The sequence below is a fragment of the Rhizobium alarense genome, assembly GCF_021555155.1.
Classification (GTDB): Bacteria; Pseudomonadota; Alphaproteobacteria; order Rhizobiales; family Rhizobiaceae; genus Rhizobium_D; species Rhizobium_D alarense.
Genome location: NZ_JAKGBU010000122.1, coordinates 1 through 10,248 on the forward strand (window position 1 = coordinate 1; position 10,248 = coordinate 10,248).

Below are 10,248 nucleotides of genomic sequence, written 5' to 3' on the forward strand. Positions count from 1 at the left end.
ACGACCGTGTCGTATGACGCGTTTGATGGTGTCGTCGGTGTGAGGGAGACGGAATGGACAGCGTGTCGGCAAAGCGGCTGAGGTTAGCGGCAAACTTCATAAACGAAGACTGGCTCGACGATGTCAGCATCATGGGACTAGGTGGGTTTGCAGGCCTCCGATTCGGCGCCAAATTCGCTGTAGCCGCCAAGGAGGTCATGAATGCCGTGCGAGCAGACGCGGGCGTAAAATTTCGCCTGCCTGCCGAACCGCTTGATATCGCCAATCCATTGCCGCAAGCGCCGCTTCCGATTGTCGTGGGCGACTTTCTTCTGAGTACGGAAGTGTTCCCTGACATCACCACATGGATGGCGTATGCTGCAGTCGTAATGGCCCAGGAAGATTTCGCGATGAATTTTTCGGCGACGGGCAGCCATGAGGAACGACTTACCGGTCATCTGCTTTCGAGTCTGCTGAGCGCCGTAAAGAGGACGCTTTTTTACGCCTCAGAATGCTTTTCCGATAAGAAGTTCTCTGACAAGGTTGCCTTCCAGGCCCAACGGGCAGAAATCCAAGATGCCATTCTATTCCACTACGCCGACATCGCCATGGGCAAGCAGGAGAAGGACACCGGGGCAGATCTTGGAGTCGTTCTCTGCGTAAAGATCGGGGGAGTTCCGCATTTCCGGCCCTTTCGACTTCAGGCCAAAAAGGTCAGCAGCGAAGGCCGTGCCGATATCCGCCACCCGAAGAAGGATGCCTGGGGCCAAGCAAGGAAGCTGCGAGACTCTCGGATTGGCTACTACCTTTATTATTTCCAACGTGATCCTGAAAAGCTGAGTCCGCTGACGGTGCCATCACCGATCGTCCAGTCCGTCGAGACCATACTTACGACGTCGGAATACCCAAGCAATGTCGATGCCACGGAGGAATCCGTTGATTTGGCGACGTTCATACTGCGTTACCTATGCCGCACCCAAGCTGACGAACACGACTATAAGACAGTCGAAGGCGCCATCGGCGCGCTTCTCGCGAACCATGAGGCACCTCCGAGCGGAGTCGTGGCGTTCGGCAACATCAACCAAGCTTTTCGTCTCGATCGTAGAATGGAGGCGGCAATCGAAAACACCCTCAGGGATTTCCCGGCACCCTCGGAATCGAAATACGAGAACGACGGGCCTTCACACAGACCCGAGCCTATTCCGTCCAAAAGCCTGAAGCGTTAGCAACGGACGGCGTGGAGCCGACTGCCTTGCTCCAATGTCTTCACGTCCTCCAAGTAACGGCCAAACCTGAAAAGGCGACACCTAGCGTCGTCATCACCGCATTGTAAGCGAAACCATCCAGGATGTCGTTCCAGTGACGAACAGCGCGCATCCACGCCTCTGGCTGTCAGAACGATGCCCAGAGCCATAGGTATTCGCAGCTATCCACTTCCGTATTCTGCACTCTAATACCTGGCCGCCCTCTTGGTGGAACGTCTCCCGATCCTGCGGTCGCACGACCTTCGGCGGAATCCACCGCGTCACCATGAACCTGCCGTCGCCGCTTGGGTTATCGGCAATCCAGCGGCCATGTATCAGCGTGGCGTCGCCCAGTCGATGTTCCAGGGTGTCGTCAAGCGGATAGGCATCAGTAGATTTCGACCCTCTTCGTGTCAGAGAACTCGCTATCCAGGGAGACGGCACATCCACAACTATCGCCGGCATCAAAAACAAAACAAAACCGTAGATGTTGACGCCGTGAACGAAATATGAACATATCCCCCTCGCTTTATTATCCGGGCGTGCCCTGGAGGCTCTGGAGCGGAGAAAACGCATGGTGCGGATACGAATACGACATCATTAATCGGGTTCACCGAGAGGTCTGTCCGTCCGAGTGATTCGCTCCCCGGATACATTTCCTGACCAAGGTTGCGCCCGAAATCGCCGCGCGGCTCCACTAGCGGAACACGAATCCTGAAATCTTTCTCGGCGGCATCGACTCGCCTTTAATTATTGTTGACATGAGATGTTCGCTGCCGCGGCCATAACCGTGCGTCCGAACTACCCGGACAGGTTGCCAGCCTCGGCAAGATCGAATCCATGATCACAGGATTCAAAAATCCGCTTTCCCAGAGAGCGCATCCACAGGTTGCACCGATAGGATTCGCATTCGAGTCTTTTGGACTCTTTGCCAAGGATTCGCCTTCGAGAGCCGCTGCCCTTCCGCGCCAGAACGTCGTTTAGATTTTCTTAACCTCTCCACTTTGGAGTGTGTTCTCGGACGCGCCACGGCCACCCCGACGGCGATGAATCCTTCAACTGATCTGTTTCAACGTCTCTGGCACCGTCAGAGCGACAGGAGAGCCATGTCATGACGGAGAGTGATCTTCGCGGCCGAGCCCTTTGGGATTTCGTGTTCGACCCGGAACGCAAACGCCCCCATGCTGAAGCCTTGCACGATTACAAGAAGCGCCCTGGTTGGTTCCCGACGATGAAGGCACCTTCCGGCATCCACATTCTGCGCACACGCGACAACATCGTACATGATTTCCTTTATTTCGCCGAAACCGACTGCGACGTTGTCTCTATCGTGGATCATCCCTTGGAGACGCTCTATTGGGTGGAAGGGAGGCGCGGCCGCCGCACGGAATCCCACATCGCCGACCTCGCGCTCGGCCACCGCGACGGCAGCATCACCTTCATCGACGTTCGCCGCTACTGGGAGACCATGACGACTCCAGGTGAACGTGCCCGTGCGGACGAGAGAGTCCAGCACTACCGCGAAAAGTTCGGCAGCGTCTACATCCTCCACGACGAGCGCAAGATCTATCCCGAACCGCTGTTCACCAACGTGAAGGAGATGTGCGAACTCGCTCGCCCCCAGGCACGTCTGCGCAAGTTCGCACGTGTCCGGGAAGACATCCTCCGGATGCCTTTGCCGATGACAGTGCATCAGATCATGCAGGCCAGCACCTTCAACGCGATGTCGACGCGGTTCGAGGACGAGCCTCCCGAAACGGCGAGCATCCTGACCGAGATCAATCCCGTGTTCGAGGTCGTGATGGATCTTGTCGCGTCCGGCGACCTTTGGGTCGATGAGGCCCAGCCCTTTGCGATCGAGAGCGTGATTCATCGAACCGAATTCACCGGCATGCTGCGTGATCGCAACTTCGCACGCTCGTTCCTGGCCCCGGAATGGGAGGACGGGAGAGGAACGCCGTGAGCATCGCAGACTATTACTCCCGCTTCAGAAAACCCGTCCAGACGTTGCGCGAGCTGGAGTTGCCCCTGCCCGATCCGTCGATGGAGGTCGGTCAGCCCATCGACATGCGCAAGGGTGATCGGTACCACATCTTCGACAAGAAGGGTCGGGCGTACGGGGACTTCATGTTCGTCCGCTGGCAGGACGAGGTGACAGGCAGACGCTTCGCCGAACTAAGGCAGGTCGGTGGAGCCGACAGCCTTCTGCTCTACGAGGATCAGATCCTCCAGCTTGAGCACATGAACCGCATCGTCGCCATCGACGGGCGACGACCCGACATGCGCAACATGCCGGGCAGCGTGCACAGTCTCACAAGCGAGGAAGTCGCCGAAGCGCTGCGCCGCATCGAGTACGTCGATGCTCTGAACAGAGAGAAGGATTTTCGCAGAAGCGACACGTTGCCGGACGATGTCAAGGAACGCATCGCCGCGGAAGTCGCCGCGAGAAGGCAAGAGCAAACGCCTCCCTCGAAGGGTTGGATCTGCAAGATGATGCGGATCGACAAGCACGGCACCGCCTTGAACCGGATCGTCAAGTTCGCGCCGATCAAATCGAAAGGCAACACTGAACCACGATTTCCGGCCGTTCTCTATGCCATCAAGGACAAAGCCATCATCGAAGCGTTGACCGCGAAGATGGGGGCGGAGGACGCCCGCAACCGGGTCAAGGAGTTGGTGAAGGACGGCGCAGAATTCGCCTGGGCGAGAGATCTAGCCTTGAACCCAGCCGGCCAGCCGGTAATGAAGCTATCATCCTTCAAGAAAGGCATCGCAAACCTCGACAGATACACCAAGGATCGTCTTCGCATCAGCGAGGAATATGCTGCTCGGGAGCATTCCCGGAGCGTGCTTTCGTGGCGGCCGTCGAGCATCCTCGATGTGGTCGACGTCGACTATTCGACGCTGCCGATCAAGGTGTACGATCCGCTGCTTCCTAGCCTCGCCTACGGCCGTCCCGAGATTCTGGTCTTTCGCGACCGATATTGCGGCCTCGTCTACGGTTACTCGATTTCCTTCTCTCCGCCTTCGTTCGAGACCTTCATCGACGGCTTCCGTCACGCGATGTTTCCGAAGGATCACCTCCACTCGTCAGTTTCATGGCCATGGTTCGGGAAACCCAAACGCGTGGGGGTCGACCTGGCCGCGCATCTCACGGGCGAGCAGATCCAGTTTGCCTCGGCCATGCTGGGCTTCGAGATCACCGAATACAGGCCTCGGGTTCCAGAGGACAAGGGTGCGCTGGAACACCTGTTCGACGATCTGGATGTCGGACTTCTTCAGTCGACACCCGGCCACATGCCGCGCCCTGAAAAGCGAAAGAGGCTCGATTTCGCCGATCAGGAAATCCAGGCAGAGATCTCCATCGTTGAGCTGCGCTCGCTTCTCGACATCCACTTCGCTGTGCGCGTGAACCGCACGGCGAAGAAGGGCATCGGTGAGATTCCCACGATGAAATCGATCCCCGATGTCATCTGGCAGCGCGATATCCGTACCTTGCCGCCAAGAAAGCTGGTCGATCCTCAGGCGTTCGAATGGCTTGCCGGCCATACGAAGAACGTGACCATCCAGGACAACGGGATCCAGTTCGACTATCTGCTTTACCAGTCCGACGAGCTTCTCACGGTGACGACCAATCCCAATCACCAGAAGGGTGTCCGGGATGACAAAGGCCGCGTTCACCGATCCACACAATATGTCGCCACGCGCCCCTTCTGGGATGTCGGCCACATCTGGCTCATGGACTCGCATCGACGGAACTACCCCATTCGGGTGCCTGTCGATCCGGCTCTGGCTTCTTATGCCAACGGCCTGAACGCCTACCAGCATCAATTGATCTGCGACTACAAGAAACGGGAGCTCGAAGAGCACGGGCGCGACCTGAGCTTCCAGGAGGCCTATGAGCGGCTCCGGAATATGCAGATCGATTTTCACATCAAAACCAGGCGCGACGAAAACTCGAGAAAGATCGCCCGTCACATCGAGAAGCAAGGGCTGAAGATCGAGCGCGCGAAAGTTGTCGACTTGACCTGGGTCGATAGCGGCGGTCGGACAAGTCTTGCGGAGCCATCGACCATCGAAGTCAGGGAACCGGTCAGCCCCCGCGCTCTGCGGAAGCCACCGTCATCGAGGCCCGGCCCGGTCAATGCCCCGCCAATCATTCTGCCACGGCCCGACGTACAGCCTCACCACCCTGCACCACCAGCCCCCACCCCCAGAACTGGCGGTCGCCTCAGCCTTGCCGAGCTGAGGAAGAAACACTCCGATCAGAACAAGCCGAAGGAGACCTGACACCATGACTCTGCATTCGATGGACACAGCACCGCGCAAGCTATTTCACGAGACCCCGTTCCTGGCGCCCGAAACACGATGGGCCGCGAGCAAGCTTCCGAACAGCGAGCGACAGTGGATGGTGAACAATCTTCTTCATCGATATGAAATGTTTGATGCCGGCTGGAAACTGTTGGCCGACGCCCACAGGCCCGTGAACGGCGGTGACATCGGAAAAGGAAGTTTCGGCGCGCTATACGGAGATTCACGCGGCGGAAAGACGGCGATCTGCGAGGCCTATATGGCCAAATATCCCCCATCCATTGACGAGGATGGAGAGGTTTATCCGATGGTCTACATCGCCGCCACGGCAGGCATGACACCGTCAACGCTGACTGACGAGATTTATTATCAGACAGGATCCCGCGCCCAGGCGGCCAAGGTGCCGCAGCATATCCGGAATCGAAACGCGTTGGATCGCCTCATCGTGCATCGCACCGAGTTGGTGATCATCGATGATGCCCAGTACCTGCTATTCGATCGGCGAAAGGACGAGGTTCCCAAGTTCAACAGCTTCATCAGGTCACTGATCGAAGCGAAGTCGTTCGCCGTCGTCCTCGTCGGAGAGCCGAAGATTCGGAAATGGGTCTTCAGTCTCCCCGAAATGAGTGGCCGAAACTATTTCGAGGAATTTGTCGTTCAATTCGATGGCTCCGAGGACGGCAGGGAACGCTTCCAGCTTCTTATGGGTGGTATCGATGACCTTCTTCCGTTTGCCGAAACTTCTAACCTCGGCGAGCCGGACATGGCCGACGAGATGTACGCCTATTCCGACGGCTATCTCGGCCGCGTGATGGTAGTCATCAGACGTGCATGCTGGACCGCCATCAACGAGGGGCATCGATACATCAGACCTGAAACCCTGCGCGATGCGTGCATGCGCAGTCCTTGGAAGGAAAATCAGAGAACGTTCTTCAATTTCGGAGCGGCCTGATGACAGTGGCAAATCGTCTTCAGCGTTCCTTCTCGTCATGGAGAACGAAACCTGCCATGGGAGAACCGGGATACACTTATTTCGGAAGACTTGTCGGGGAAGAGGGACTGATCAGCGTCAGGGCCTATGCCAACTCGATCGGGGTCACCACGACTTCGATCCTTTCTCCCGAGATTTCCGACAAGGTGATCAATCTGCCTCTATCACCGGCATCGAAGGAGTCGCTCGAGCGATGGACTCCTCGACGGATCGGCCGATTTTTCGTCATCTCAGGCGAGAAGTTTCGGATCGGGCAAATCTCCGCCGTCCACCGCAGGTTCTGCCGCGGCTGCCTCGGCGAGATGAAGTCACATCGTGTATGGTGGGATATCGTGCCATTCTGGATCTGTCCTATTCATGGCTGCCCGCTCGAAGAGACCTTCGCAGAAGGTCGACACCTGAAATGGACATGGCCGCACTATGGGCACGCACCAGACGGCGAATCCCTGATTGCGAAGCTGCCTGTCATTGACGGCAGCGATCTGTTCGAGCACTACCTGCTTCAGCGGCTGGGGTGCATTTCCGGCCGGCAGCGGCCCCTTCTCGATGATATCGATCTCTACCAGGTCATCGAACTGTGTGGCCTTGTCGGTCGCTTTTTCCTGCATCCGTGGCAAGAGAACGCCCCACAGTGCGAGCATCCCTATCAACGGGGTTTTGAAGCGCTCCGGGGAACGCATCAGGATCTTGTCTCCCTGTTTGAGTCCTGGCTGCTCGATAATGCGGCGGATGCCCTGAAGTCCGGCATCGAGAACGGCTTCGGCTGGATCCGCCGCGGAGGCAGAGGGGTCAACCTTCTCCAGAAAAGCTGGAGGCGGATCGACCTTGCACAGAAGGAGGCTTTCGCGAGACATGCCCGCGTCACCCAGTTCCGCGAGCTACGTGGATTTGATTTCAAATTTATCACGTCGCAGGCGCTTCAGAAGGAACTACGCATCCAATACAAACTGGCACGCGTGTTCCTGCGGAAGCGAGGTCTCGAATCTCCAGATCTGAAATACTCCCGGGACGACGTCGAGAAGATCCGATCGGCGATCGATGCCCTGCTTACGCACAAGGAGTGCGCTGTACTTCTCGGATGCAGCAAGAAGATGATCCGTTTCCTTGTGACGTCCGGCCACCTCGAAGGTTATCTTGGGCTGACCGCGACCTCGGAATTCAAGATCGATCCGGACTCTGCCAAGGCGCTGGCGGAAAAGATTGCGACCCTGCCCGTTAGCCGAAAGAAGGGAACGCGCCTCACGATCTGGAACTATGCACGCTGGAACGACATCACACAGCGGAAAGTGGTGAAGATGGTGCTCTCCGGTACATTGAAGCCGGCAGCGATCAGGAAGGATCGCGTCGGCTTCAACGCTTTGCGTATGGCCAACGATCCTCCGGCCGCAGCGGTAAGGTCGACCGCCCGGGAAGGCGAAGTTACCTTCGGTCGCGCGAAGGCTCTTCTGGGTCTCCGCCACCAGTCCATCGCACCGCTTGCCCGCGCTGGCGTTCTGAAGATCGTGAGAACCACTTCGTCGTTGTCCTTCCTTTCCGAGGATTCCGTCAACGCCTTCCTCGCGAGATATGTCGAAGCATCGAAATACAGGAAGGAGTTGCGTGCGGACCGAAACGACATCGCCGACGCACTGGCTAAGCTCGACGTTCCTCGCCATTTCACCGACATCGACGGTATGCACGACCACGTCGTCGAGCGCACAGTATTGCTGAAGGCGTTGGGCATCGAGGAGGTGTCGACGGCAGTTCAGGCGACGTGGCAGACATTCTCCTCGATCGCCGCCGAACATTGCCCCGCATTCCTGCTTCCGGCGATACTGACGAGGTCCGAGCAGACGATTTTCAATTCGACGCGCGTCACGCGCTTCACGGCGGCGGCAGTCGGGGACCGGATCGTGATCCGGAAGAAGTTCAATCCTCGGGCCGCTCGCGAATGGCGATGGTTCCAGGAGCACAAGGCCGAAGTCTACAGGGTGATGCCCACCTTTCGACTCCAGGAGGTGCCGTCCCGCGATCTAGTTTTGGGAGCCTGCTTCCTCGATAACAAGGAGACAATGACGAAACTCGCCAAGGAACTGGGGGAGTATCACTGGCTACTTCTCAAGAAGGAGATCCGGTAGGTGCGAGCGCATTGACCACCACGAGAAGGTGCATCCCAGCGTCGCTATCGGAAGAATGCCTGAGCCAGGGTACCCTCGTGAACCAACTGGGGGCCGCGCCCTTCGTCTCGAAGTTCCATGGCCCGCATAATCTTCAAGCCTTCGTGGCTATGCCGCCAATCGCGTGAAGCTTCCGCTGCAACGCAGAGATAGTTGGTATTTCTGCAGACGCTGCTTTTGAATTCGCCCCCGCGGTCGGAAATCATGCCTTGAATCGCCTTCCTGGGGCCAAGGGTGAACTTCCCAGTCAATACGAACATCCGTCGGTCGAAGATTATATCGTTGTGGTCTTCAAGTGCGCCTTCAAGGACGCCGACATTTCCGAACGTGGCGATACCGGTATCTGTAGCGCTGTCACCGACCAAACGTGTAATCCAGTTGCAGATGTCGTCGGATTCTTCTGGCGTAATCCTTCCATCAGCGATCGACCGCTGCGCAGCAGTTCTCAGGTTTCGCACTCGCTGATCATTCTGAATCCTGGGATAGCTGTCCAATCTCAACAGCAGTCGTTCCACTTCTTCGGGGGTTATGCGATTGTCGCAGGCGATGCCAGCGCAAAAGCCGTACAGTTCATTGATCTCATCCTTCTCACTCTCGATGACGAAGTCCCGAGACCGCACAGCGACGATGTTCTCCACGATTTCGTAAATCTCGTTGGGTTCGTCCTTCCAGATTCGAATGTCTTCAATGAGCTCGCGAGCATCGGGATCGTGAAGAAGATTGAGGAAATTCTCAGCCTCCACTCGCAGCGGATCATACTCAGTCGTCTCGACTTTCGTGCTAGCGAGAACCCCTTTCAGAAATCCCAGCCAATAGCCCAGTGCCTTTCTGTTGTTCGATCTTGCGTGAATTCGGCCGAGCGTCGCCCCATCATGCTCAAGATGCTTCATATCGACCATCGTGTCCCCCCTCTATGATCATGTCGCCTACAACCTATCAACGAACCACTCACAATGCGAGTACCGGCGAATCCAAGAAAACCGACAGATTGCAATACCGCCACGGAAGTTGGTTGCGAACAGCGGTTCACGGGCATGGGGTTCTCACACCATCTAGTTCACACGTATGGCATGATCGGTTTACGCGGTCAGCGTTTAGTCGCCGGAAAAATTGAGAGGATTCAACGTCGCCAGTTTACGGGGATGAGGCGTTCAACATTCCATTTTTGGGTCCATTCTGGAGACATGGGTTACGGTTTATACCGGAGACAGGTCTCCGGTATGGAATGTCACCCTTCTCTCGGGAAGGACACAGTTCCTCTAGTGATGCCGGCGCCTTGTCGGCGATGACGCGCAGCAGTTCGCGATTGCCCGCCGACAGCACCTTGGCGAAGGATTCGGTGGGAGCATTGCAATCACCGGATTGATGTCGAATGTGCGAATGATTTCTTTAAAATAACAGGGAGATAGCTGAGAAGTTTCTAAAGCGAGGCAAGCCGCGGCTCGAACCGCGCCGGGTTCGTCGGCAATCCGTCGGGTGGCTCGCCCACCCCGCCCGGAAAGCTCCCGTTGGAGTTCAAGGGAATCGCCGTTTCCGGTCGTTTAGAATCCGCGACCCGTAGAGCCCC

General features: G+C 57.1%; 6 protein-coding genes. 5 read left to right on the forward strand and 1 reads right to left on the reverse strand.

Going from position 1 to position 10,248, the window contains the following annotated elements:
• The first annotated feature begins 53 nt into the window (after positions 1-53).
• The 5 genes from LXM94_RS24140 to LXM94_RS24160 all read left to right on the forward strand — a co-directional run bounded on the left by LXM94_RS24140 (position 54) and on the right by LXM94_RS24160 (position 8,642).
• Entirely contained in the window at positions 54-1,205 is a 1,152-nt protein-coding gene (locus LXM94_RS24140) for a hypothetical protein (protein WP_235774186.1), read from the forward strand.
• Positions 1,206-2,334: 1,129 nt separating this feature from the next.
• The gene (locus LXM94_RS24145; RefSeq protein WP_235774188.1) at positions 2,335-3,186 is read left to right on the forward strand and encodes a hypothetical protein; all 852 of its coding nucleotides are present in this window, start codon (positions 2,335-2,337) and stop codon (positions 3,184-3,186) included.
• Complete coding sequence (locus LXM94_RS24150) at positions 3,183-5,513, forward strand: hypothetical protein (protein WP_235774190.1); 2,331 nt, start codon at positions 3,183-3,185, stop codon at positions 5,511-5,513. Before LXM94_RS24145 ends, LXM94_RS24150 begins: the two co-directional genes overlap by 4 nt.
• A gap of 4 nt (positions 5,514-5,517) precedes the next feature.
• The gene (locus LXM94_RS24155) at positions 5,518-6,486 is read left to right on the forward strand and encodes an ATP-binding protein (protein WP_235774192.1); all 969 of its coding nucleotides are present in this window, start codon (positions 5,518-5,520) and stop codon (positions 6,484-6,486) included.
• Positions 6,486-8,642 (forward strand): TniQ family protein, encoded by a 2,157-nt coding sequence (locus LXM94_RS24160; RefSeq protein ID WP_235774194.1) that lies wholly within the window; start codon positions 6,486-6,488, stop codon positions 8,640-8,642. The genes LXM94_RS24155 and LXM94_RS24160 overlap by 1 nt, the downstream gene beginning before the upstream one ends.
• A 44-nt stretch (positions 8,643-8,686) precedes the next feature.
• Here the strand turns inward: LXM94_RS24160 and LXM94_RS24165 are convergent, their stop codons facing one another.
• A complete protein-coding gene (locus LXM94_RS24165; RefSeq protein WP_235774196.1) occupies positions 8,687-9,580 on the reverse strand; it encodes a BRCT domain-containing protein in 894 nt (297 codons plus the stop codon).
• Positions 9,581-10,248 lie beyond the last annotated feature (668 nt).